This is a genomic window from Legionella sp. PATHC035, from assembly GCF_026191115.1.
GTDB lineage: Bacteria > Pseudomonadota > Gammaproteobacteria > Legionellales > Legionellaceae > Legionella.
Genome location: NZ_JAPHOT010000001.1, coordinates 2,423,869 through 2,445,919, shown reverse-complemented (window position 1 = coordinate 2,445,919; position 22,051 = coordinate 2,423,869). Strand labels below are relative to the sequence as shown.

Below are 22,051 nucleotides of genomic sequence, written 5' to 3'. Positions count from 1 at the left end.
CCTATATGCTGAAACTGAAGCATCAGTTAGATGAGGAGTGTTTTACTCTGCTTTCCAGGCTCTTCACACACCAATCGCGGCAATAAATATCCTGGTAAGCGATTTTGTAATTGCTGATAAAGGGATTGTACTGCATCAAAAGTTAAATCAAAATGAGCCGCTCCTCTTACCTTATCCAATTTGTGTAAATAATAAGGTAAGACACCATAAGCAAATAATTTTTGACTTAAATCAGCTAAAATACGAGCATCGTCATTGATTCCTGCCAGTAATACCGATTGGTTTAGCAAATAACATCCAATACCCTGTAATTCCTGAAGCACCTGGAGTACCGAATCATCTAACTCTTGTGCGTGGTTACAATGCAGGACAATCACTTTGTTAAATCGTGTATTTTTTAATAATGAAAGCAATCCTTGATCAATTCGCTCAGGAAAAACAATGGGAATTCGGGTATGGATTCGTAACGTATGCAAATGAGGAATTTCCTCTAATTGTTTTATTAGCTCAGCTAAAACCAAATCAGAAGCCAATAAGGGATCGCCGCCACTTAAAATCACCTCAGTAATACTCGGATCTTGGGCAATATAGTTACAAATCGCTTTATACCCATTTCGGCCAGGGTTGTTGTCTTGATAAGGAAAATGTCTGCGGAAACAATAACGACAATTCACAGCGCAAACACCCGTTACCGTTAATAAAACCCGACCATAGTACTTATGCATTAATCCGCGAATTGGATTAGTGTTCTGCTCTTCTAAAGGATCTAGACTGTATTCTTCACCTACGGTTAATTCATTTTCCGTAGCTAAGACCTGGAGTAATAAAGGATCATGAGGATTTCCTTTTTGCATGCGCGCAGCAAATCCCAGAGGCACACGACTGGGGAATTGCTTTTCGGCATGTACATTCCCAGTCGATAAGGGCAACTCTAGAAATGCTAATAGTTCGTTAACTGAAGCAAAACCTTGCGCCAATTTTTTTTGCCAACTTAAAGAGGTATCTCGCATTAATTACACAGACTTGATAAACTGTGCGAACTTTAACTAAAACCAAACAAAATCTCAACTCTGGAGTACTAATGGCAATTTATAGCACCAATGAATTTAAAAACGGCTTAAAAGTAATGGTTGATGACGCCCCATGTACCATTCTCGATTGTGAGTTTGTAAAACCCGGAAAAGGACAGGCCTTTACTCGCATTAAAATTCGTAACTTGAAAACCGGACGAGTTGTAGAGCGTACTTTCAAGTCGGGAGACACATTACCTTCAGCTGATGTTGCCGATGTAGAAATGCAATATTTATATAACGATGGGGAACAATGGCATTTTATGGTTCCTGATAATTTTGAACAATATGCTTTAGGTCAAGAAGTACTTGCTGATGCAGCACAATGGTTAAAAGAACAAGATATTTGCATCGTAACGCTGTGGAATAATGAGCCAATACAGGTGACACCTCCAAACTTTGTAATTTTGGAAATTACTGAAACCGATCCTGGATTAAAAGGCGATACTTCTGGAGGTGGTGGCAAACCAGCCATTTTAGAAACAGGCGCCGTAGTCCGCGTCCCCTTATTCGTGCAAACTGGCGAGCTCATTAAAGTAGATACCCGTAAAGGTGAATACGTATCTCGTGCTAAAGAATAATTAAAAAAATTCCTATGCGGTTTCATAGATCCTCGCTTTACACGAGGATCTGCTTTCAGCCTAATAAACTTGATAAGAATTATACATACCCCAGTAACCCACATCTCCCAAATCGTTATAGCCATAGTAATAAGCATCACTGTCATTGTAATAATCAATATCCCAGAAAGGACTGGTATGATAATACCCAACGGAATAGGCATATGCAGGAGTATAAGTGGGAGTATAGTAAACACGCTCTGTAACGCAACTTGTTACCAAGAACATGGTGCCTAATATCATTAAAGCAAGCATTAATCTGTTCATAATCCCTTCCTTTTCGTTAATTCTTAAGCGATTTATCTTAAAAATTAGTAATAATGCCAATGATGCCATCGATGCCATCGATGCCAATGATGCCACCTATGCCAGTGATGCCATCGATGCCAATAGGCATACCTTGTTCCTGCGGTGGGTAAATTATTAGTAACGACTGAGGCATCTGTCCTTAGTGCTGGATTTTCAAGAGCAGGGGATAGAGCTGCAGAAGCAGGAAACGAAATTAAAAAGAGAGAGGTACATAAAACTACTGAAATAATTAGTTTTTTCATAATAGCCTCCTGACTCTTACTCATAAAATCTAATTATGGGTAGGTTAAGTATAAGACAAGAACAAAATTTAATCAAAGTGGCTATTTTTTATAAATCGAAGGGATGTATTGTTATACGGGCGAAGGCTTTCCGGATCCTGAGCCTCTTTCTTTATTCACTGTGGAGATCTATGCAGCGCTTAAGGCTTCCTATTCATCACATAGGCTTGCACACCACGCTCCAAAACAACCTCCTGACCTGAAGTTATTAAATGGTTCAGTCGGAAAATCACCACCCATATGTATAAAGAATAGACTACCGAGCCCAGGTCCGTTTATTTTTTGCGCAATTTTTACTTATTTCATCTCTCTGTATAAATGATTGGCCGATGCCTGTACAGTCGGCATAATCGTCATTTCTTCGATATCCATATGTTGTGGACGGGTGATACAATAAACTATGGCATCCGCTATATCCTCTGCCCGTAATGGGTGAAAATCTTGATAAAACTCTTTTGCTTTTTGTTTGTCATTCCATCGAACTTCACTAAATTCAGTTTCGACAGCACCTGGTGCAATTTCAGTAATACGCACGGGCTTACCAAGCATATCCAGTCTCATTGATTTTGAAATAGCGTGTACTGCATGTTTCGTTGCACAATAAACATTACCATTGGGATAACACTCATGTCCTGCAATGGAACTGATATTTACGACATGGCCGCGCCCTCGCTCTAGCATTCCAGGAATCAAAGCCCGGCTAACATAAAGCAGGCCTTTAATATTGGTATCAATCATTATATCCCAATGCGCTTCAATCCCCTGCTGCAAGGGTAATGTATCTAATGCCAAGCCCGCATTATTAATTAGAACATCTATAGCCTGCCACTCACTGGGTAAAGAACCCAACTGCTGTGTTACTTGCTCATGATCACACACATCTAAAGGCAAAACATAGTGTTCTTTGCCAAAATGTTGGCTCAGCTCCTTGGCTAACGCCTCAAGACGCTCAATACGTCGAGCACAGAGTATCAATCGAGCCCCATGTTGTGCACATAAGCGGGCACAAGCTTGACCAATTCCGCTCGACGCGCCAGTGACTAAAATAATTTTATTCTCTAAATCATTCATCTTTTGCCCCTCATTGTTTACAACTGCAAAACGTTCTATTGATTTTGGCCAAGATAGTTGAATTGTCAACCGCCCTACTTGAATTTAGAAAAAGTAGAAGGAATGTGTGAACCTATTTGTCACCAAATGAAGTACAAAACATTTCAATAGGTCCTGCTAGGACAACTTAAATCGAACTATGAGCTCTTGGGATATCTAACTTTTCTGCAACAACTCAATTACTTCATCGTCTGTAGTTTGCGAAAAATCATTGTACCATAATCCTACTGCATAAAAATTAGTTGGGCGCTTTGGGCAAATAATCTCATCAACCAAGGGCGCAATTTCATCACAAGTCGATTGCGCAGCAACAGGAACTGCGACAATAATTTTTGCCGGTTTTTTCTGTTTCAAGGCAGCAATTGCGGCGCGCATTGTATAACCCGTCGCAATGCCATCATCGACAAGAATAATCGTTTTTCCAGATAACTCTGGAAAAGGTCTGTTGCCACGATAAACAAGCTCGCGTCGTGATAATTCCTCTTGTTCTGATTGTTTAATTTTATCAATAGCCTCTTTTTGTATATGCAGAATATCGACTACTTCTTGGTTAAATACGGCAATTCCTCCAGAAGCAATAGCTCCCATAGCCAATTCTTCATGTCCGGGAGTCCCCAGTTTACGTACAATAAAAATATCCAGTGGGAGCGATAACTTGGTCGCTACCTCATAAGCAACAGGGACCCCACCTCGAGGTAATGCCAAAACAACCACATCAGTCCTTGCCGCATAGTCCATTAGCAAATCCGCTAGAACACGGCCTGCTTGATTTCGATTATCATAATTCACGCCCTATTCTCCAAAATGCTCCATCAACTTGAAGTTTAGTCCATACTGATTGAGGTCAGCAAATAAGCACACCAAAAACGAGTTAACTCCAGTAGCGGTAATCCCAGAATAGCTCTCTGTGCTATATTTTAACAATCAGTTGTTCTCAGGGAGGAAATAAAGATGAATGTAACCGAAAAGATCATCAAAGCCCATCTTCTTGAAGGCAAAATGGAACCAGGAAAAGAAATTGCCTTAAAAATTGATCAAACGCTATGCCAAGACGCAACAGGAACTTTGGTCATGCTTGAATTAGAAGCCATAGGACTTGAACGAACTCAAGCAGAAATTTCTGTTCAATACGTCGATCATAATCTCATCCAAGAAGATAATAAAAATCCTGATGATCATCTCTTTCTTGCCAGTGCTGCGCGACGTTTTGGTTTTTATTTTAGCCGGCCTGGGAATGGGATCAGCCATGCCGTGCATATGCAAATTTTTGGAAAACCGGGTAAAACATTAACTGGCTCTGACAGTCATACGTGTGCTGCAGGCTCTCTAGGAATGATTGCTATCGGTTCGGGTGGGCTGGAAGTTGCCATGGCTATAGCCGGTTATCCTCTCTTCATTAAAATGCCTAAAGTGATGGGGATTCATTTAACTGGCGCGCTGCCCAAATGGGTTAGCGCAAAAGATGTGATCCTGGAAATGCTGCGTCGTTATGACGTAAAAGGTGGTGTAGGTTACATCTTTGAATATTATGGTGAAGGATTAAAGCACCTAAGCGCCATGGACCGCCATGTAATCGCCAATATGGGGGCCGAGTTGGGGGCAACGACCACCGTATTCCCATCGGATGAAATCACCAAAGAATTCCTGCACAGTCAAGGTCGTGAAAAAGACTGGTTGCAATTGAAAGCAGATAAAAATAGTTCTTATGATGAACATACAGAAATCAACTTATCTAAACTGATACCACTCATTGCAAAACCCACAAGTCCGGGAAATGTAGTTCCAGTTGCTGAGATAGCAGGGGAGGAAGTGTATCAGACCTATGTTGGCTCCTCTGCCAATCCAGGATATCGTGATTTTGCCATTGCAGCTGAAATAGTAAAAGGTCGAACCATCCATCCTAATGTGTCATTTGATATCAATCCAACCTCACGAACCATCTTAGAAGAGTTGGTTCGCGATGGACATTTAGGCAGTCTCATTCACGCTGGCGCTCGCATTCATCAGGCAGGCTGTAATGGATGTATTGGGATGGGGCAGGCGCCCGCAACAGAAAAAAATAGTTTACGTACGGTTCCAAGAAACTTTCCTGGCCGCTCAGGAACGGATGAAGATAAGGTTTTTCTGTGTAGCCCTGAAACTGCTGCTGCATCGGCATTAACAGGGGTCATTACCGATCCTAGAACTTTAGAAATACCTTATCCTGAAATCAAAATACCTAAGAAAAGGATATTAAACCCTGCGTGTTTTGAAAACCCTTTACCGTTAGAAGAGGCAAAAAAAATAAAATTAGTTAAAGGACCTAATATAGTCACCTTGCCCGAATTCGAACCCTTGCCTCATTCGTTGAAAATACCGGTGTTACTCAAAGTCGAGGATAATATTTCTACCGATGAAATTTCTCCAGCCGGTGCGAAAGTGCTTCCTTACCGGAGTAATATTCCTAAAATTAGTGAATTTACTTTCGGTCATGTCGATCCAGATTATGTGGCACGAACTCAAAATCATAAAAAAGGCCATGTGATTGTAGGCGGAGAAAATTATGGCCAAGGCTCAAGTCGAGAACACGCAGCGTTAGCTCCTCGCTATTTAGGTTTACAAGTAGTTATTGCCAAGAGTTTTGCCCGTATCCATTGGCAAAATCTGATCAATTTCGGCATTTTGCCTTTAACCTTTAAAAATCCTAAGGATTATCATGCTATCCAACTCAATGATGTGGTTGAAATCAAAAACCTTCCAGACATTCTGGAGAAAAAATCATTCAAGATAAAAATAAACGATAAAGACGTTGAAGTGGAACAAATGCTATCCCAACGCCAAATCGAATTATTGGTTGAAGGCGGCTTAATTAATTGGGCTAAAAGAGATTTGAAAAAGAAAAATCAAAGCCAATAAAGTGGCGAATTGCTCTACTATGAATCAAAATCCAATTTTGGTCCCAAAGGTACAATTTGCGTTGGGTTTATGGTTTTATGACTGAAATAATAATGTTGCTTAATATGTAAAAAGTTTACCGTTTCGCGCACTCCAGGATGGTGATAAAGACGTTTCAGATAGGGTTGGAGCCCTTCATAATCAGCAATTCGTTGCTGGTTTGTTTTGAAATGACCGTAATAAACCGCATCAAAGCGTATTAACGTCGTAAAAAAACGCCAATCAGCCTCTGTTAACTGTTCGCCCAACAAATATTTTTGGTTATGTAAGCGCGCATCCAGTTCATCAAGCAGAAGAAACAATTGGCCATACGCCTCTTCATAGGCCTGTTGTGTGGTTGCAAACCCACAACGATAAACTCCATTATTAATTGCATTATAAATTCGATCATTCAAGACATCGATTTCTGGACGAAGTGGTTCCGGGTAAAAGTCTTGATTATCCCCAGTTAAATGATTAAACGCCTGATTGAACTGACGAATAATTTCTGCTGATTCATTATTAATAATCGTTTTTTCTTTTTTATCCCATAAAACCGGTACAGTCACTCTACCCGTATATTGGTCATTGGCTTGCAGATAAAGTTCGTATAAATAGTTCAATCCATAAAGCCTATCCCCAGTTGCGCCCATCCCTTTCTTAAACTCCCATCCTTTTTCAAGCATATGCGGATGCACGATCGAAACCTCAATATAATCCTCCAGTTTCTTGAGTTTTCTGAAAATCAAAGTACGATGTGCCCAGGGACAAGCCAGGGAGACGTATAAATGGTAACGTCCCTTTTCAGCAGGAAATCGAGCATTGGGTTCATTACTGATTGCAAAGTGAAATTGGGATGATTCTCGTTTGAACTCCCCTCCAGTTTTCGAAGTATCATACCAGACATCATGCCACTGACCATCAACGAGAAGCCCCATGATTTTTCCTTATGAATTTAAAAGCGCCTGACAGCTCAGTTCTATTTTCATAATCATAGATTATGTTCTTTGTTTAGGCTACATCAAAAAAAATGGTAAGCGAGGTGCGAGCATCCAGAAAATTCGTCTACTGTAAGCCTAGCCTTGGCTCCCTTGAGTATCTTACGGCTAATGCACTAAAATCGGGTCATTCGAAACAACTATTTTGTCGGCCAAAGCCTGACCTTTACATCTAGGAAAGCCTGGTAGCAAGCGACCAGGAATAATGATTCAAGATTCTTGTCTTTAAAACTCAATTATTCCGCAAATAACCCATGCATCGCCTTAATCTAAGTTGACCTCTCTCAGCAACAAAATTTCAAGCGTACTGACGCCACTTAATGTTCCAATAATAATCGCAATATATAATAGAAAAACATCATGTATTTTTTGGAAGCAAGGATGCCTCATTAAGACTTTGAGAAATGAGGTAGAGAAGATGAATAGCAAAGAAGAGTATTATATTGGCGTCTGTGTCAAAGATACTAACTCGGAAAATGGTCCTGGGCATGTATCATCATTTGTTCATAAGGTTAAAAATGATGTTCCTAAGACAGATCATTTTAGTTTCTTTCCAGGACCACTTGGTAGTCTTCTTAACGGATTAACATTCGGCTCCATACCTGTTTTTGGACAATATGCTCCAGATCATAAAGAAGATATCAAAGAAGCAGATGATGTTTTACTTAAAAAAGTAACTAAAGATCAGTATAAAAAGGCGAAACAAGCACAAAAAGAATTGAAAAACGAAGTAGACAGCAAGGAATGTTTTTACTCAGTGTTCGAATATCAAAATCCATTTATATCAGCAGCGACTCAACTACTCATCGGTGGTACTGGAGCAAAATTATCAGTAAAAAATCATGTGTCGCAAACAGGCTGTTTTTTACCAGAATGTTTTGATGGCAGCATTGGGACCATGTACCGCGATGAGCATCATCCAGCGACAGAACTAAAACTTACAGTAGATAATTGCTCCTCTTCGGTAGCAAGGATTTTAAATAAAGCGGATGTTTCGTTTAAAAACCCGGTGATACCAACGTTCTTTAAACAAGTGATGCAAGAACAAGGATTCGTTAAAGTTGAAAAAGATAAGTTAAATAGTATTGGTATCAAACTTGATTAAAACGGTCATCCTAGTGCAGCCAGGCTCTTTCTGCATACCATTCGTTACAGCAGGGAGAACTCTCGCATCGTTTTTGCGATGAAGGACTCCGCAGCCTGTGCCGCCCAAGATGCACTTATTTTAATTTTTGCGTCTCATGTTATGATGCATCACGCACTCCTTTTTAATTCCATGAATGAATAAAAAAATAATATGCATTGGCGGGATCACTATTGATCGAAAATTAACATCCACTCATCAGGTGCAATTGGGAACATCCAACCCTGTTGCATCCAGTTCAACCTTTGGTGGTGTGGCGCATAATGTCGCTCAAAATCTTGCCTTGTTGACTGACAAAGTCCATCTTTGCAGCGTTGTCGGCCAAGATAATTATGGACTGGAAGCAATAGCCCATTTAAAAAGTCTTAATATCGAAACCCAAAATGTTCTTACCCTTCCTGATAAGCCGACAGCTCATTATGATGTCATTCTTGATCAAGAAGGAGAGTTATTCTTAGCTTTAGCAGATATGGACATTTTTGATCATGTTCCGTTTTATCCGTTCACCCAATCCTGGAATGAATGGGATAGTGAAACACTTGTTTTTTTGGATACCAATTTACCAAAGGCAATTATCGAACATACTATTCAATTAGCAGGTAGCAAAAATATTAAATTATGCATTGATCCCGTCTCTGTAATTAAAGCCCAAAAGCTCCCTTCCTGCCTGGAACATGTTTTTTTACTGAAACCCGATCGTTTTGAAGCAGAAGCATTGACTGACCTCCGCATTCATTCAGTAGCGGATTGCATCAAAGCCGGTCATTTATTATTGGATAAAGGGGTAAGAAATTGCGTTATCAGTTTGGGTAAATCAGGCTATGTACTGGTTAATGAAACGGTACAGAAGCATTTCCCAGCATTTTTTATTGACCCCATTGTTGATGTCAGCGGTGCAGGCGATGCATTTGTTGCTGGAGTTCTGTATGAGTTGAAACACAATGCCCCCCTGGTTGACGCCTGTAAAACCGGCGCTGCGATGGCTGCTTTAACCATACAATCTTGCCATACAGTTAATGAACAAATTAATCATGCGACATTAAAAAACCTTCAGTTAACCCAAACACTAAGAGAAACAGATCATGCAGCAATTTTTTGATTATTCGCCAGAAGTAAAATTAGCTCTTGAGCATAAAAAACCGGTGCTCGCATTAGAGTCCACCATCATTTCTCATGGCATGCCCTATCCTGATAATTATGAAACGGCCCAGGCAGTGGAGCAAATTGTCCGCGACCATCAGGTAACGCCCGCAACCATCGCGGTAATTGATGGAAAAATAAAAATTGGTTTAACTGCAAGTGAATTGCAACAATTTGCATGCAATAAAGAGGTTTTCAAAGCCAGTCGACGTGATTTACCTTTCATTGTCGCCAATAGATATTCTGCTGGAACTACAGTTGCTGCCACCTTATTTTGTGCTGCGCAGGCGGGCATTAAATTATTTGCTACCGGAGGGATTGGTGGCGTCCATCGAGGTGATGCGCAGGATATTTCCGCAGATTTAATTGAAATTTCAAGAACACCGATCGCCGTCATTTGTGCCGGTGCCAAAGCAATTCTTGACCTGCCGCGTACTTTAGAATTTTTAGAAACGATGAGTGTACCCGTCATCGGTTATCGCACTCAAGTATTACCTGCTTTTTATACTGATTCTACTGATTATCAGTTATCCACCTGGGTAGAGGACGTACCAACTCTCGCGAAAATATTAGCTGCTCATTGGGAGATAGGTATGTCTTCAGGTATCTTAATCACTAATCCGATCCCTAAAGAATTTAATATCCCAATAGAGATCATCGAGCCGGTAATCAGGAATGCCATACAAAAAGCAGCGCAAAACAATATTTCTGGAAAAGCGTTAACCCCTTTTCTACTGGCTGAAGTGGCACAACTGACCCAAGGTAAAAGTTTATTAGCCAATATCGCTCTAATTAAAAATAATGCTCGCCTGGGTGCCGAGCTTGCACGTGCTATTTTCTAGTTCAGCTAAGAATCCCCCCTCCCCCTGGTGGCAGAGGGAGGGGGGGTGAGGGCATCCCTCATCCGCCCTGCCGAACACCTTCTACCCAAACATTAATTCATAGTCCCCTTAGCCATATGAGCACCAATTGTGTCAGTTGAGCGTTCTTTTGCGACTAAAGCGCCTGACTCCGATGCTGAATAGTTCATATCCAGAGGATTACAAATCATGGCGCGAATCACTCGAGGCCCCATTCCAGGCATACCTGCATGCATGACTTTTTTATTATCGATGAGGAGTACATCCCCTTTTTTCCATAAACAAGATGAATAATAATTTCGCATTAATTGAGCCAGTTCTTTAACTTCCTCTTTATTAAAACAACTTCCTACTTTCACTGTATTCAAGGAAGAGCGTTTTATTTTTCTGCTGGCTTTGAAGTGAGTTAATTTATTGCGCACCATTTTATATGAATTGGTCGGTGAGTTAAAAAAAGAAATAAAAATAATTGCAAGTTTTTCTACGGAGTGAAACACTGCAGTGGGTAATTTCCAAAAAAAACGATGCCAAAACCATTTCTTCCCTTTATAGTCATTCATAAAGCATTTTCGCAGTTCATAGTTCAGGGTAGGAAGTTCAAACATATTGATTTGTAATGCTTTCTCTTTAGTAATCGGGTGCTCTAAGACACCTGGTTTATACATTAAAACAAACTGCTCCTCTCCTTCGCCAATTACCGGGAGTTTAAAGTCATTACATATTTTATGTACTGCATCCTGGCTAATCTGGTATCGGTCAGCCACTTCAGCAATGGACCATTTACAAACAAAAAAGGAATTTTTTTCCAATTTCTGTCTCAATGCATCGTGCAAATGGCTGTAAATTTTTTGTGTATTGATCAAACCGGTTTCACCACCTAATTCCGAAGGTTGAAAACAACAAAAACAAAGATAACTAGGAACATCAGCGGAATAATAATTTTCAGTATGAAATCCACCGAGATAAAGTGTCCCTCCCGTTTTATATACTGAATTAGTATGCAAAACATATTTGAGATCATTCACATGAACTCGACCATTTTCTGACATAAACGCTTCGCTAATACCACGAAACTCGGGAATACTTAAAATGATCCGTTCAAAATGTTCATCCGCCTCGATATTAAAGCCTCTTAAAAGCACAGCCCCATAACGAGCCATATCCTCGAGGATTTGCAGAGAATTGGATGCTAGAAATTGTTGCAGAAATGCAATATCCGCAGAACCATTTGCTTCGATCACTAACGGCATTTCACGTTCTTCGGATTGAATAAGTCGTTCCTCCGGGCGGAGAAATCGAGTGACCACACCTTGGTATTCCTTGCGCATACCCCAAAAATTCCTTATTAGATAGCCATAAAAAACTATACCATAAAAAATGTAAGTTCGATCAAACGCGCCTTTGCTGAAACAGTTCCTCCGGACCTAAGCTTATTTTCGAAGGAACGAAATGAAGCCCTCAGTTTGATTTAGAGTATTGCACTTTTTCAGAAAGCGATATTGCCAAGTTATATTCTTGCTGCCTATAAAAATCAGGCCATGCTTTAATAAATTGGCTTAAATTTTTATTCTCTACAAGAGTTCTTCCCCTAATGTCTTGCCTGGTTATTGGATCTGGAATAGGAACGCTATTACTGACTGTAGGAAGATTCACGTATTTACTGTTTATCCATGTTTCTATAGAACTTTTTTCATATGAATGTCCACTAGGACTTAAAACGGGCTCCTTCATGGTTTTTAAAAGTATTGGATCCTGGATATCTTCTTCTACTTTTTGCAATTTCGCCCAATAATCTTCGGAACTTAAAGAAGTTGCAGAGACGTAATTAATAATCGTCTTTAGTTTGATATTGGGATAAAAATCCTTTCCTTCCTCCAAATCAGGATGAAGCATCAATAGCTGAGAACGTTCATAGCTAATACCATCAGCTACCCATGTAACCGGATCTTTCATCACTTTCATTTGGCCAGAAATTATGGTGACCAATGGACAAGAGAGCGCCATAAGTATCCCTTCTGGCAAACTGACAGTCGTCGACACCAGTTGCGATTCCTTGGAGTCTTGTTGGGGAACATCGGCGTCAGTACGGTAGGAGGTATAACCTATAGATAATGTTTCTTCCCCAATTTTAGGATTTATTCTATTCTCTACTTCATAACCATTTGCAGATAGAATCTGTAATAATCCAGGAAGATGGGGTTGTGTATTCTCATTGGTCATATGAACAATTCCACCGACTGAATCGGCAATGACAAAAAAACCGCAGACTCTGGACACGCATTATTCACAACCCAACCATAGTCATTTGACAACATAAAACGTTGCGGTGCATCCGCCTGCCATTGTGCGAATTCCTTATTCCAGCTAATGGATTGAACCGTGAGCAATCCTTCAACTCGGCTGTCACGGATCAACCATAACTTTGAGCCGTTTTCTTGCAAAAGGGCGATCTTTGAGGAGTAGTTCGATTGATTAGTTAACCAGGAAACCTTAGAAAAAAGAATGAGGTTGGTTTCATCTGGGCCCATTTTACCATAGATAAAAACATTCGCATCTGTAGTGTCTTCTTCTATCTTAAGTCGCATTTTTTCTCCTCATTATCAATGGGTATGCTTTAAACAAAGCAACAGATGTAGTTGGAGCCACAAAACATTTAATTTTATTAAAGATTATTGATAATTCATGTATCTGAGTCCCGCGAGGTGTTCGCGGGATACCGGACTAAAGCATATTGGTTATAGATTCTAAATCGACTCTTTGCAATTTTTTGATCAATAAAAATCCATTCCTCAAAACGACTGGTCATCGACTAGAAGCAACGGGTATTAATTACAAGCTCACTTTAGCTGTTTCACGAGTATGTGCTTCGTCTTCCTTTTCTGGGGCATCATTTTTTTCTTGCCACCAAGACTTCATTTGTTGGACACCATGAGCGGCTGCTTTATATAAATCGGGGAGAATGGATACAATTGCATCGAGAAAATCAGTAAATCCACCTTTATTAAAACCATAAATGCAGCGGCTAAATTCAGCACCCTTTTTACTGAGGGCTATGGTATCGTCTTGCTTAGAGAAAAATCGATCCGTCTTAAAACCTAATTGGAATCTTTGTTCATAATCTTGTAATTCCTTGGCAAATTCTTCCTCAACATCATCCGCAATCAAATGTCTCACTTGCACTTCAGTAAGAACGGGATAAAGTACTGCCATCATAGCACGTATTGCCTCATTCTTGGTGAGATTAGGAATTGTATCTTTACGCTCATCAGGACCTTGTCCAAGACTCCAGTTACATGCTCCAACTAAGAGTGTTAATGCTTCATGATATTCAGCATAGGCTGTGGCGCGTTGGTTTATAAAATAAGCTGTAGCGGCCCAGCCTATCCAACCTAAAAAACCTACCACAGGAAGAAAAGACAAGGCGGTTGCAGTGACACCAAAAACAACACTTCCCGCAATTTTTTGATCAGTACTTTTTAATAGATTTGATTTTTCTTTAACAAGTGTAATGCATTGATTTAAAAATTCGATATGTTGTTGATTGGATGTTCTAAAATCCTGCCCCTTTATGATGTGAACAGCCAGCTTATTGCCATCAGCAGCCTCAGCAGCACGTTCAATAGTAAAATACTGCTGTGATTCAATTTGCCGTTTGTACAGGGCATTATTGATACCGAGTTGAGGAACTGGTGTAGAAAGTTGCTTTTTTATCCCTAGAAATTCGAATACTGATGGCATTTTGGCTTACCCTTAATAAAAAAAGGCATTCTAAAATTTCTTTAGCAGAATAACAATAAATACATGTGCAAAAAATAGTTCTTATGAATTATTTAATACCGTAATAAATCGCAGTGAAGTTGAGGACGCTCATTAATTTGAATGATTAAGAAAAGGATAGATGAATTGATTTATTTAGCTCTTTTTAGCGATTAATTGTTTAATATCAATTGCTATTTCTCGGATGGTTTGTTCCTTATAAATATCATTACGAATATCCAAATCAAACTCATCCTCTAAGTCAAAGAACAAATTAACTAAGTCCAGAGAGCTAGGAACTACCTGGTCAATTGATTGATCCAAATCAATCTCATCAGGTGGAATTTCTTGCGTTCTTGCAATTAAATTAACAACACGACGTTCAACTGTCTGCTCCATAAAAAATCCTTTTTTTATTTGACCGATATCATGGAGGTCAATGACCTTTTATGAGTATACAACCTGCTTCCCTTCAACTCCATTACTATTTATCCCTGACTGATGTTGGTACCATTATACCTTGCAAGTTCGTTGGGTCGATTTAAAAGCCAAAACGTTTAAAACATTGTGCTCCCAATGATTTCATGGCACTGCATCGAATTATTGTGGTTGTCGCATTGGCATCATTGGCTATCTGGATAACATATGAATGACCATCAGAGCAGGCAATATTCCAATATGCTGCACCATTAAGATCGACCCCTTGATAAAAAGATCCAAGAGGAGTACAAGGTTCACCTGCTGCATTGATAATACTGCTTAATATTTGCGTTTTCTGATCTGATGTTCTGCTTAATAAGATGTCATTGGCAATGTTGGCATCAATACAGCAAGAAAATGCCAAAAGGAAAAACATCTTCATAGACTTACGCATAATGCATCCTTTAATAGAAGGTATCCCCACAGGAAAATTTTGGTCTATATGATGTTATTCTAGAATATAGAATGGATTTCTCCATTTCAGTTAGAAAAATTGATAAACAGAGGTATTGAAATTTTTGCAATCACGGCATGGAAGAACCCGCTCCAAACCGCAATCAATTAACGCTTAGCGTTCATCACAAACCGTATAATATCCATGGCGAAAAGGATTGCTACGCGCTCTAAACTGATAATCACGACAACGTTGCCCGTGATCATCGGTATATCGTCTGTCCAAACGAAATGAAAAATCACCGAAATTCATATCTTGCTGCCACTCGCGTTCTTGACGGGCTCTGTCTTCTTCGTCCATGTGTTTCAAAAATTTACTGAGTTTACTGGCATGACCTACGGAGAAAAAAGAAGTCAGAAGTACAAGCACGATTATTTTTTTCATAACTAGACCTTAAAAAACACAAGAAGCACGTTATTAAACCATAATTGTTTTAAATAAACAAAAAATTAAAGGAACAATCAAGAATGTGTATACTAGGAGCTATTTAAGCCATTGAATTACAGGGATTTCTACATGACGGGACAGCCATTTAAAATCACTCTGCCTTTCTTTTTGTTCAGCATGATCATTTATCTTATAGTGCTTTCTTTTATTCAGTTTCCTTTAACTACCCTACTTAAACCCATTCCGATTGCTTTGCTGATGCTCTTTGTCCTACAAGTTAATTGCCACAAACAAGTAAAAGTCTTATCACTCTTTGCCTTAGGATTTTCACTCATTGGCGATATTTTTTTAACCCTCCCCATAAAAGTGGCCTTGCAAGTGGGGATCTTGGCATTTATGGCAACGCATGTTACCTACATCTGTTTGTTTTTAAAAAATAGCCAATTTCGAGGCAAAAATGTTCTTTCTTTTTTACCTATCTTGGTATTCGTCTTAGCAAGCTTCTATTTTTTATCCCCCTATTTGGGCGAGATGAAGAAACCCGTAGCAGCTTATTTATGCTTGCTGACTTTAATGGTCTTTTGCGCATTTCAAGTAAAACGGCAATCGCTTTTGACTCGGCTTGGAGCGATTCTCTTTTTATTGTCTGACTTTGTTTTGTCCTTAAACCTATTTGTTTTAACAAACAATAAGCCCATAGCTGTGCTCGTTATGCTTTTATATTACGCCGCCCAATTTTTATTGGTCGTCGGCGTCACACAGACCAAGGAAATAATCTTCCTTAAATTGTATCAGCTATTACGAGGTTTAAAACTGGCGTAGTAGTTAGGTAACAAGGGAAAACAATCTCAAAAAGTGTAGCAAATAAGCGACCAAAATAACCAGGGTGATATCGGCAATGAAACCCATCTTGTTTATTCCTAAAATCAGGGAAGAAACATATCTTGCCAATTCAGTCATCAACAATAAAATCAAATAGGTAGCGAATATGATGAAGAGTGCCCAATAAAGACATTCTTGGTTAAAATAGAAAGGGACAAATTCGGTAGTGAGGCCTGTGCCTTTTTTATAACATAAACTAAAAAAATAATGCCGGTCATAGATAACTAAAAAAATTATCGCGTACAAGCGGAGAAAATGGATATTGTACAACATAGTCATACTCTGATTCCTGCAGATTGATGCTCCGCTGTATTTGATGTAGGTTGGGCCTTGGCGCAACAAAAGCCCCATCATGCAGTTGCATTTAAGGATGGGAAATATTAGGCCAAGGCCAAACCTGCATGGATGGAGCACATGATACTTCCCGTGCTTTTTATCCTATTTTTTTATAGGAGTCATGGCCAATAAATCGAGCTCCGGGCCCCTCATGAGTAATGTCGGTTGCTTGCTTGTTCAGTATGGAAATTGCATCAATAATCTGTTCCTTCTTATCAAAATGCCCACTCACACTCAATACTGACTCACACATGGGGTAAACAACGCTGAAAGAGAGCACATTCCCTACTCTATAACCGGTAATAGGTCTTTTTTGATTGATAGCTTGCGGACAGGTTTTGGAGGCAACTGCTGTGGTGAAATAACCTTCTATTTTATTATCTGCCAAGTCAGTAAGCACTAAAATTGAACCGCGTTCATTTTTATAGGTTACCTCTTTTTGCGCCGCAAAAACAGAGTGGTTCAATAAAGAGGATAATGCCAATGTAGCGCAAAAAAACGATTTAAAACTCATTCAGATACTCCCGGGTAATTTTTATTTTCAGCGGTTTAACAACGAGTTGATGTGTAACATTTTACTCAGATAAGGTCAAATAGTATCCGCATTTCTCCTGCTTTGCATCAATTCACGAACTCTTTTGACACACAGAATTCTTGGGAATAAGATACGTAATTAAAACCGTAGTCGCATATCTGCCGATACTCCTGCAGTATAAACAAAAAAGATCAGGATGATTTAAATGCGTAAATTGCTGTTGATTGGATTGACTGTCTTACTGTTAACAGCCTGTGGAGAGGAAAATCAGTCTTTTAGTGGGTATATTGATGCCGATCTGGTGTATTTTTCTGCCGATTTTTCTGGACGACTGACTGATCTCGCCGTACTAAGAGGACAACGAGTCAAAAAAAACCAATTTCTACTGAGACTGGAACAAACCAGCGAGCTTTATAATGTACAAATGAGCAAATTAAATAAAAAAGATTTGCTGGCTCAACGGCAACAAACTTTGACCCAACTTCAATACAACGAAATCAATTATCGTCGTGTTCAGGAGATGCGGAAACAAAATGCAGCAAGTCAAAATGATCTTGATGCAGCGCAAAGGGATTTAAATATTTCGAAAGATCAACTTGCAGAGATTGACGCGAAAATTAAAAGTAATCGAGTTGATACTGCTGATAAAAAGTGGCAGGTGACGCGCAAAGAAAATTTTGCTACCGATAATGGAATTGTATTTGATACTTATTATACACAAGGTGAATTTGTCCAAGCAGGGGCACCAGTTCTCTCTTTAGTGACCCCCAAAAATATTAAAGCCGTATTTTTCGTTCCTGAAGAAAAACTCGATCAGTTACGCCTCAATCAACACGTTCAAATCAAAACCGATCATAATGCTCATTTTGCCACAGGCCATATCTTCTACATCTCAAACATTGCTGAATACACGCCCCCAATCATTTATTCCCGGGAGGAGCGTCAACGTCTCGTATTCCGCATCGAAGCCAAAATTGACTCACCCGATCTCGAAAGAATTCATCTCGGCCATCCGGTCACTTTGGAAATAACTCAATGAGTGAACTAACAATTGATGTTAAAGGATTAACAAAGAAATTTGATGAAAAAGTCGCGGTTGATCACATTAACTTACAGGTGGAAAAAGGATCCATATTTGGATTTTTAGGTTCTAATGGTAGTGGTAAGACGACAACGATCCGAATGATTTGTGGTCTTTTAACTCCCACCGGTGGAGAAGGGACTTGTCTTGGTTACGATATTTGCACACAGAGTGATGAGATAAAAAAACGTACCGGTTATATGCCTCAAAAATTTAGTTATTATACTGGGTTAACCGTCCATGAAAACCTTCGTTTTGTTGCGGATATTTTCCAGATAAAAAATTCGGTTAAAGCAATAGAAGAAATTATAAAAGATCTTGAGCTTGAAGAGTATCAAAAGGTACAAGCAGGCAATTTATCTGGTGGGTGGAAACAACGTTTAGCTCTGGCATGTAGCTTGCTGCATAAACCTCAACTTTTATTCTTGGATGAACCTACAGCCGGTGTTGATCCAAAAGCTCGCAAAGAATTTTGGGATTACTTACACAAAATTTCCTCACGTGATGGCACCACAATCCTTGTGACAACTCACTATATGGATGAAGCGGAAAAGTGCAGTAGCCTTGCATATATTAATTTAGGAAAGCTATTGTATACAGGCAGCACCAGAGATTTGATTCCTCACTCCCAGGTCAAAACTTATATACTCAAGGCGGAGAGAAAAGAACAACATCAGTTTATGGAAAAGGTAAATGATTCCTATCCCAAGCTGTTGGCCTCAATTGTAAATAATGAGCTCCGGATTTCATCAAAGGATCATCAATCACTGAAACGGATGCTTGATGAAAACAGTGCGCTGTCATTTAAAGAAACTACACCTTCTTTTGAGGAGGTTTTTATCGGATTAATGCGATGAAATATAAGGATCTAGTACATGGATTATCTATCACGCGGCTCGACGGCTTAATACGTAAAGAATTTATTCTTATCACTCGGGATCGTGGTACTATAGCGATGTTAGTCATTCTCCCAATTATGCTGCTTATTCTCTTTGGTTTTGCCATCCAATTTGATCCCAAACATCTCCCTACTACAATTATTAGCTATGATAATTCGCCATTAACTCGAAGTTATGTCAGCGCTCTTGAGGCTTCTGGATATTTTAGCGTGATTCATGATGAAAAAATGAACGAAAATAAGAAAAATCAGGATTTCGCCAATGGAAAAATAAGCTTCGCCTTCACTATTCCCCCTAATTTTACTCGTAAATACATTCGTAACGAAAATCCCCAATTACTGGTTGAAATCGATGGCTCAGATCCCGGAAGCAGTGCCAGCGCATTGAGCAATGCTCTTCCCATTCTGAACCAGACTATGGAGGCGTTTAATAAACAAGGTTTAGGTTCGCCATCACCTACTCAGTCAAAGCGAAGTGTCAATCTCACTATTCATCGACTTTATAATGAATCGAACACAAGTTCTTATAATATTGTTCCAGGGTTAATCGGCGTACTCCTTACACTAACCATGGTGATGCTTACATCAACCGCCATCACTTCAGAAAAAGAGTCTGGGACAATGGAAATGTTGTTAAGCACCCCTTTAAAACCAACTGAGATAATTCTTGGTAAAGTAATACCTTATATTGTTTTGGGTTATTTACAACTAACCAGTATTTTAATTTTTGGTAAATTATTAATTCATATTCCTACTGAGGGAAGCATCCTCCTACTTTATATTGCAGTTGCACCGTTTATTATTGCCAATTTAATGGTGGGCATGATTTTTTCCACCCTGGCACGTACTCCGATGCAAGCAATGCAACTGAGCGTTTTCTATCAACTCCCTTCAATGTTTTTATCAGGTTACATTTTTTCTTTTTATGGAATGCCTACTTGGGCACAAATGATAGGGTACTGTGTGCCCATGACGTACTTTATTCGGATTGCACGTGGCATTTTGCTGAAAGGCAATACGCTTAGCCAAATTGTTCCAAATATTTTTCCTATTTTATTAATCGCGTTCATTTTGATTCTTTTGACGGGGAAAATATTTAGAACAAAGCTCGACTAGGGTCTGTGTACAATTCGTTCGCTTGAGCCAAGACAAGCGAAATGTACCTACCCTAATTAAATTTAGATTAAATTGGCACCATTATGAAAATAAAAATTATCTTATTGAATCTATCCGCCATTTTGCTTGCAGGTTGTTGCAAAAACTGCCTTGTTCCTGAAAAAGTAAATTATCCTAAAAATTCGCGTAGTGGAATAAAATACATCGATAATAAAAGCGACCTAAGTCGAGTCGCATGGTGGAACAAACTGCATGATCCCGAACTTAATCAGCTGATTATGCAGGCCTTAAGATGTAATGATACAATTAAAAGGTCATATGCAACGATAGAGCAAGCACAAGCTCAACTTAAAGCAGCACAATATGCATGGATCCCCACACTCGATGCGACCGCGACAGGTTTTTCTGGCGGAACTTGGAATTCCCATGTGACCCCCAGAGGTCAATTGGCGAATAATCCTTTTTTTTCAAATCTTTCTCACCTGAGATTTAGAGGATACTACACTGGCTTTACTCCAAAATACACCGTGAACATCTTAAATAATATTTATAATATCAAATCAGCCAAAGCCTCATTAGCCATGGAGCAAGCCCAGGCTCAATCAACAAAGTTGGGGATTATCAGCCAAATGAGTGGCGCCTACTTTATGCTCCTAAGTCAACGAGAACAACTGGCTGTTGAGAAAGAACTGCTTCGTGATTTAAGGAAACTGCATCAACTGGAACAGGTTCGTTTCAAGAAAGGCGCCAGCAATATTGAAGTACCAATCAACATTGATCAACAGCTGTCCCAGGAAGAAGCCAAGATTCCTCAAATTGAAAGTGTCATCGCGCAAAATGAGAATACCATCCGCCTCTTATTGAACCAAAATCCTGGCCCGATTACGACGCATCGAAGCGTACTTTCGTTGAACTTAAATCATTTGATTCCTCAATCCTTACCCTCATCGGTTTTGAAAAATCGCCCAGACATTATGATTGCTTTAAATAATTTAAAAATAGCTCAAGCACAAATTGGAATGGCTTATTCGGCTTTTTTTCCAACCATCGCATTAACCAGTTTAATTGGAGGTGCCTCCATTGATTTAAGAAACATTTTAAAAGTGAGCACCAATATTTGGGTTGCCCAAGCTGCTGCATCAACCAAAATTTTCAATGCCAGTTCCTATGAAGACATCAAATCAACTAAAGCTGGATTCAAAGCAACTTATTATGAGTATTTGAGTACGCTGCATTCCGCATTTGCAGATGTCGATGATGCGCTTACGAATGAACAGAAAAACCATTTATCCTATGTGCAAATTCAAAAAGGCTATTGGGCAGCAAAAAAAGCATATGCTGTCGCTTTAGCACAATATAAAGCAGGAGCCAGAGACTATCGCAATGTAATCAATGCCAAAATTAATCTTGATCGTAGTAAATTGAGTTTAATTCAAGAAAAAGCGCAATTACTTGATAGTATTGTCCAGGTATATGATGAAGTGGCCGGAGGGTATGATGTTGCTTAATATTAGGTAATTTGATGCAACCTGTTTTTTTAAACTCTTTTTCCCTCACCCCAGCCCCTCTCCCGAAACGGGAGAGGGGATTTATAAAGCGTCAATTTCTCTCCCGAAACGGGGGGAGGATTTTATAACGCGACAACGTCTCATCTCGAAACAGGAAAAAGGATTTTTATAGT

The 22,051-nt window shown here is 39.4% G+C and carries 24 protein-coding genes; 10 read left to right on the top strand and 14 right to left on the bottom strand.

Annotated features, from left to right (window positions below):
• Positions 1 to 26: 26 nt before the first annotated feature.
• On the bottom strand, positions 27 to 1,010 hold the full coding sequence (epmB, locus tag OQJ13_RS10765; protein ID WP_265710852.1) for an EF-P beta-lysylation protein EpmB: 984 nt from the start codon (positions 1,008 to 1,010) through the stop codon (positions 27 to 29).
• Between the two features lie 71 nt (positions 1,011 to 1,081).
• On the opposite strand from epmB, the gene efp reads away from it, so the two are divergent.
• Positions 1,082 to 1,651, top strand: coding sequence for an elongation factor P (efp, locus tag OQJ13_RS10760; protein WP_265710851.1), 570 nt, complete (start codon positions 1,082 to 1,084; stop codon positions 1,649 to 1,651).
• A 60-nt stretch (positions 1,652 to 1,711) separates the two neighbouring features.
• Here the strand turns inward: efp and OQJ13_RS10755 are convergent, their stop codons facing one another.
• The 4 genes from OQJ13_RS10755 to OQJ13_RS10740 form a co-directional block, all read right to left on the bottom strand.
• Positions 1,712 to 1,957, bottom strand: a complete 246-nt coding sequence (locus OQJ13_RS10755) for a hypothetical protein (protein ID WP_265710850.1) — start codon at positions 1,955 to 1,957, stop codon at positions 1,712 to 1,714.
• 44 nt (positions 1,958 to 2,001) lie between these two features.
• A complete protein-coding gene (locus OQJ13_RS10750; RefSeq protein WP_265710849.1) occupies positions 2,002 to 2,241 on the bottom strand; it encodes a hypothetical protein in 240 nt (79 codons plus the stop codon).
• 336 nt (positions 2,242 to 2,577) lie between these two features.
• Entirely contained in the window at positions 2,578 to 3,351 is a 774-nt protein-coding gene (locus tag OQJ13_RS10745) for an SDR family oxidoreductase (RefSeq protein WP_265710848.1), read from the bottom strand.
• A gap of 195 nt (positions 3,352 to 3,546) precedes the next feature.
• A complete protein-coding gene (locus OQJ13_RS10740; RefSeq protein ID WP_265710847.1) occupies positions 3,547 to 4,179 on the bottom strand; it encodes a phosphoribosyltransferase in 633 nt (210 codons plus the stop codon).
• A gap of 162 nt (positions 4,180 to 4,341) precedes the next feature.
• Between OQJ13_RS10740 and OQJ13_RS10735 the strand changes: the two genes are divergently transcribed.
• Entirely contained in the window at positions 4,342 to 6,285 is a 1,944-nt protein-coding gene (locus tag OQJ13_RS10735) for an aconitate hydratase (protein WP_265710846.1), read from the top strand.
• Positions 6,286 to 6,302: 17 nt separating this feature from the next.
• On the opposite strand, the gene OQJ13_RS10730 is transcribed toward OQJ13_RS10735, so the two are convergent.
• A complete protein-coding gene (locus OQJ13_RS10730) occupies positions 6,303 to 7,241 on the bottom strand; it encodes a glutathione S-transferase family protein (RefSeq protein ID WP_265710845.1) in 939 nt (312 codons plus the stop codon).
• A 478-nt stretch (positions 7,242 to 7,719) separates the two neighbouring features.
• Here OQJ13_RS10730 and OQJ13_RS10725 point away from each other — a divergent pair, with 478 nt between their 5' ends.
• The 3 genes from OQJ13_RS10725 to OQJ13_RS10715 all read left to right on the top strand — a co-directional run bounded on the left by OQJ13_RS10725 (position 7,720) and on the right by OQJ13_RS10715 (position 10,427).
• Positions 7,720 to 8,406 carry a hypothetical protein gene (locus OQJ13_RS10725; protein ID WP_265710844.1) on the top strand — a complete coding sequence of 229 codons (687 nt, stop codon included), beginning with the start codon at positions 7,720 to 7,722 and terminating at the stop codon, positions 8,404 to 8,406.
• Positions 8,407 to 8,581: 175 nt separating this feature from the next.
• Positions 8,582 to 9,544, top strand: coding sequence for a carbohydrate kinase family protein (locus tag OQJ13_RS10720; protein WP_265710843.1), 963 nt, complete (start codon positions 8,582 to 8,584; stop codon positions 9,542 to 9,544).
• Positions 9,528 to 10,427, top strand: coding sequence for a pseudouridine-5'-phosphate glycosidase (locus tag OQJ13_RS10715; protein WP_265710842.1), 900 nt, complete (start codon positions 9,528 to 9,530; stop codon positions 10,425 to 10,427). The genes OQJ13_RS10720 and OQJ13_RS10715 overlap by 17 nt, the downstream gene beginning before the upstream one ends.
• 92 nt (positions 10,428 to 10,519) lie before the next feature.
• Here OQJ13_RS10715 and OQJ13_RS10710 read toward each other — a convergent pair whose 3' ends face one another.
• The 7 genes from OQJ13_RS10710 to OQJ13_RS10680 form a co-directional block, all read right to left on the bottom strand.
• Positions 10,520 to 11,773 carry a TauD/TfdA family dioxygenase gene (locus OQJ13_RS10710; RefSeq protein ID WP_265710841.1) on the bottom strand — a complete coding sequence of 418 codons (1,254 nt, stop codon included), beginning with the start codon at positions 11,771 to 11,773 and terminating at the stop codon, positions 10,520 to 10,522.
• Between the two features lie 130 nt (positions 11,774 to 11,903).
• Positions 11,904 to 12,665: a U-box domain-containing protein gene (locus OQJ13_RS10705; RefSeq protein ID WP_265710840.1), complete on the bottom strand. Its 762-nt coding sequence runs from the start codon at positions 12,663 to 12,665 to the stop codon at positions 11,904 to 11,906.
• On the bottom strand, positions 12,662 to 13,030 hold the full coding sequence (locus tag OQJ13_RS10700) for a hypothetical protein (RefSeq protein ID WP_265710839.1): 369 nt from the start codon (positions 13,028 to 13,030) through the stop codon (positions 12,662 to 12,664). Before OQJ13_RS10700 ends, OQJ13_RS10705 begins: the two co-directional genes overlap by 4 nt.
• A 244-nt stretch (positions 13,031 to 13,274) precedes the next feature.
• Entirely contained in the window at positions 13,275 to 14,183 is a 909-nt protein-coding gene (locus OQJ13_RS10695; RefSeq protein ID WP_265710838.1) for a hypothetical protein, read from the bottom strand.
• 174 nt (positions 14,184 to 14,357) lie between these two features.
• Positions 14,358 to 14,600, bottom strand: coding sequence for an acyl carrier protein (locus tag OQJ13_RS10690; RefSeq protein WP_265710837.1), 243 nt, complete (start codon positions 14,598 to 14,600; stop codon positions 14,358 to 14,360).
• A gap of 142 nt (positions 14,601 to 14,742) precedes the next feature.
• Positions 14,743 to 15,075 carry a hypothetical protein gene (locus OQJ13_RS10685; RefSeq protein ID WP_265710836.1) on the bottom strand — a complete coding sequence of 111 codons (333 nt, stop codon included), beginning with the start codon at positions 15,073 to 15,075 and terminating at the stop codon, positions 14,743 to 14,745.
• Positions 15,076 to 15,249: 174 nt separating this feature from the next.
• Positions 15,250 to 15,519, bottom strand: a complete 270-nt coding sequence (locus OQJ13_RS10680) for a hypothetical protein (RefSeq protein WP_265710835.1) — start codon at positions 15,517 to 15,519, stop codon at positions 15,250 to 15,252.
• A gap of 132 nt (positions 15,520 to 15,651) precedes the next feature.
• On the opposite strand from OQJ13_RS10680, the gene OQJ13_RS10675 reads away from it, so the two are divergent.
• Positions 15,652 to 16,344, top strand: a complete 693-nt coding sequence (locus tag OQJ13_RS10675) for a lysoplasmalogenase (protein ID WP_265710834.1) — start codon at positions 15,652 to 15,654, stop codon at positions 16,342 to 16,344.
• A 493-nt stretch (positions 16,345 to 16,837) separates the two neighbouring features.
• On the opposite strand, the gene OQJ13_RS10670 is transcribed toward OQJ13_RS10675, so the two are convergent.
• On the bottom strand, positions 16,838 to 17,254 hold the full coding sequence (locus OQJ13_RS10670; RefSeq protein ID WP_265710833.1) for an avidin/streptavidin family protein: 417 nt from the start codon (positions 17,252 to 17,254) through the stop codon (positions 16,838 to 16,840).
• A gap of 226 nt (positions 17,255 to 17,480) precedes the next feature.
• Here OQJ13_RS10670 and OQJ13_RS10665 point away from each other — a divergent pair, with 226 nt between their 5' ends.
• The 4 genes from OQJ13_RS10665 (at position 17,481) to OQJ13_RS10650 (ending at position 21,878) form a co-directional block, all read left to right on the top strand.
• Entirely contained in the window at positions 17,481 to 18,314 is an 834-nt protein-coding gene (locus tag OQJ13_RS10665; RefSeq protein ID WP_265710832.1) for an HlyD family secretion protein, read from the top strand.
• Positions 18,311 to 19,213, top strand: coding sequence for an ABC transporter ATP-binding protein (locus OQJ13_RS10660; protein ID WP_265710831.1), 903 nt, complete (start codon positions 18,311 to 18,313; stop codon positions 19,211 to 19,213). Before OQJ13_RS10665 ends, OQJ13_RS10660 begins: the two co-directional genes overlap by 4 nt.
• Complete coding sequence (locus OQJ13_RS10655; RefSeq protein ID WP_265710830.1) at positions 19,210 to 20,370, top strand: ABC transporter permease; 1,161 nt, start codon at positions 19,210 to 19,212, stop codon at positions 20,368 to 20,370. Before OQJ13_RS10660 ends, OQJ13_RS10655 begins: the two co-directional genes overlap by 4 nt.
• An 83-nt stretch (positions 20,371 to 20,453) precedes the next feature.
• Positions 20,454 to 21,878 (top strand): TolC family protein, encoded by a 1,425-nt coding sequence (locus OQJ13_RS10650; RefSeq protein ID WP_265710829.1) that lies wholly within the window; start codon positions 20,454 to 20,456, stop codon positions 21,876 to 21,878.
• Positions 21,879 to 22,051 lie beyond the last annotated feature (173 nt).

Excerpts from the sequence above, each read along its gene's own strand:
- OQJ13_RS10660 (WP_265710831.1), top strand. The coding sequence starts at position 18,311 with ATGAGTGAACTAACAATTGATGTTAAAGGATTAACAAAGAAATTTGAT.
- OQJ13_RS10735 (WP_265710846.1), top strand. The coding sequence starts at position 4,342 with ATGAATGTAACCGAAAAGATCATCAAAGCCCATCTTCTTGAAGGCAAA.
- OQJ13_RS10730 (WP_265710845.1), bottom strand. The coding sequence starts at position 7,241 with ATGGGGCTTCTCGTTGATGGTCAGTGGCATGATGTCTGGTATGATACT.
- OQJ13_RS10705 (WP_265710840.1), bottom strand. The coding sequence starts at position 12,665 with ATGACCAATGAGAATACACAACCCCATCTTCCTGGATTATTACAGATT.
- OQJ13_RS10675 (WP_265710834.1), top strand. The coding sequence starts at position 15,652 with ATGACGGGACAGCCATTTAAAATCACTCTGCCTTTCTTTTTGTTCAGC.
- efp (WP_265710851.1), top strand. The coding sequence starts at position 1,082 with ATGGCAATTTATAGCACCAATGAATTTAAAAACGGCTTAAAAGTAATG.
- OQJ13_RS10680 (WP_265710835.1), bottom strand. The coding sequence starts at position 15,519 with ATGAAAAAAATAATCGTGCTTGTACTTCTGACTTCTTTTTTCTCCGTA.
- OQJ13_RS10650 (WP_265710829.1), top strand. The coding sequence starts at position 20,454 with ATGAAAATAAAAATTATCTTATTGAATCTATCCGCCATTTTGCTTGCA.
- OQJ13_RS10700 (WP_265710839.1), bottom strand. The coding sequence starts at position 13,030 with ATGCGACTTAAGATAGAAGAAGACACTACAGATGCGAATGTTTTTATC.
- OQJ13_RS10655 (WP_265710830.1), top strand. The coding sequence starts at position 19,210 with ATGAAATATAAGGATCTAGTACATGGATTATCTATCACGCGGCTCGAC.
- OQJ13_RS10755 (WP_265710850.1), bottom strand. The coding sequence starts at position 1,957 with ATGAACAGATTAATGCTTGCTTTAATGATATTAGGCACCATGTTCTTG.
- OQJ13_RS10715 (WP_265710842.1), top strand. The coding sequence starts at position 9,528 with ATGCAGCAATTTTTTGATTATTCGCCAGAAGTAAAATTAGCTCTTGAG.
- OQJ13_RS10685 (WP_265710836.1), bottom strand. The coding sequence starts at position 15,075 with ATGCGTAAGTCTATGAAGATGTTTTTCCTTTTGGCATTTTCTTGCTGT.
- OQJ13_RS10665 (WP_265710832.1), top strand. The coding sequence starts at position 17,481 with ATGCGTAAATTGCTGTTGATTGGATTGACTGTCTTACTGTTAACAGCC.
- epmB (WP_265710852.1), bottom strand. The coding sequence starts at position 1,010 with ATGCGAGATACCTCTTTAAGTTGGCAAAAAAAATTGGCGCAAGGTTTT.
- OQJ13_RS10750 (WP_265710849.1), bottom strand. The coding sequence starts at position 2,241 with ATGAAAAAACTAATTATTTCAGTAGTTTTATGTACCTCTCTCTTTTTA.
- OQJ13_RS10725 (WP_265710844.1), top strand. The coding sequence starts at position 7,720 with ATGAATAGCAAAGAAGAGTATTATATTGGCGTCTGTGTCAAAGATACT.
- OQJ13_RS10745 (WP_265710848.1), bottom strand. The coding sequence starts at position 3,351 with ATGAATGATTTAGAGAATAAAATTATTTTAGTCACTGGCGCGTCGAGC.
- OQJ13_RS10690 (WP_265710837.1), bottom strand. The coding sequence starts at position 14,600 with ATGGAGCAGACAGTTGAACGTCGTGTTGTTAATTTAATTGCAAGAACG.
- OQJ13_RS10710 (WP_265710841.1), bottom strand. The coding sequence starts at position 11,773 with ATGCGCAAGGAATACCAAGGTGTGGTCACTCGATTTCTCCGCCCGGAG.
- OQJ13_RS10720 (WP_265710843.1), top strand. The coding sequence starts at position 8,582 with ATGAATAAAAAAATAATATGCATTGGCGGGATCACTATTGATCGAAAA.
- OQJ13_RS10695 (WP_265710838.1), bottom strand. The coding sequence starts at position 14,183 with ATGCCATCAGTATTCGAATTTCTAGGGATAAAAAAGCAACTTTCTACA.
- OQJ13_RS10670 (WP_265710833.1), bottom strand. The coding sequence starts at position 17,254 with ATGAGTTTTAAATCGTTTTTTTGCGCTACATTGGCATTATCCTCTTTA.